This is a genomic window from Streptomyces bobili, assembly GCF_002154575.1.
Classification (GTDB): Bacteria; Actinomycetota; Actinomycetes; order Streptomycetales; family Streptomycetaceae; genus Streptomyces; species Streptomyces bobili.
In genome coordinates this window covers 1-787 of the sequence record NZ_MUBA01000892.1, presented here as the reverse complement: position 1 = coordinate 787, position 787 = coordinate 1, and the positions used below count along the sequence as shown (strand labels likewise).

General features: G+C 74.3%; 1 pseudogene. It reads left to right on the top strand.

Annotation, left to right across the window (positions count from 1 at the left end):
- Positions 1-677: pseudogene (locus BZL64_RS38520) on the top strand (beta-galactosidase); the annotation flags it as partial.
- Positions 678-787 lie beyond the last annotated feature (110 nt).

Genomic DNA, 787 nt, shown 5'->3' with positions numbered 1-787 from the left:
CCGCCCCCGAGGACCCCCTCTCCGCGGACGCCCTCGGCCGGCGAGCCGGATACGTCCTGTACCGCACCACGCTCCCCACCGAGGGCCTGGGCCTCCTCCACTTCGCCGGGGGAGTGGGCGACCGCGCCCAGATCTTCGTGGACGGCGCCCCCGTCGGCGTACTGGAACGAGAGCGCCACGACGAAACCCTGGCGGTCCGGGTGCCGCGCCCCGGAGCCGAACTCCACGTCCTGGTGGAGAACATGGGCCGGGTCAACTACGGCCCCCGCATCGGCACCCCGAAGGGCCTCCTGGGCCCGGTCACCTACGACGGCACACCCCTGCACCGCTGGGACTGCCACCCCCTCCCGATGGAGGCCCCGCCCAAGCTGCCCCTGGACCAGACACCGGCCGCCCCGTCGGCCTCCGCGGAACCCGCCTTCCACCACGGCACGTTCGAGGTGAGGACCCCGGCGGACACGTTCCTCTCGCTGCCCGGCTGGACCAAGGGCCAGGCGTGGATCAACGGCTTCAACCTCGGCCGCTACTGGAACCGAGGCCCCCAGCGGACGCTGTACGTTCCGGCCCCGGTCCTGCGCCCCGGCACCAACGACCTGATCCTCCTGGAACTCCAGGCCACCACCGCGACCCGAGCCCACCTCACGGATACCCCGGACCTGGGCCCGGCGGCACACTGAGACACGGCCCCGCTCCCGTCCGGCACCACAGCCCCCCGCGGGCCCCCGCCCCGCGGTGACGGGCCTATCCTGTGGACCGGCGGGAGCGGCCCCGGCCCCACCACCGTCAC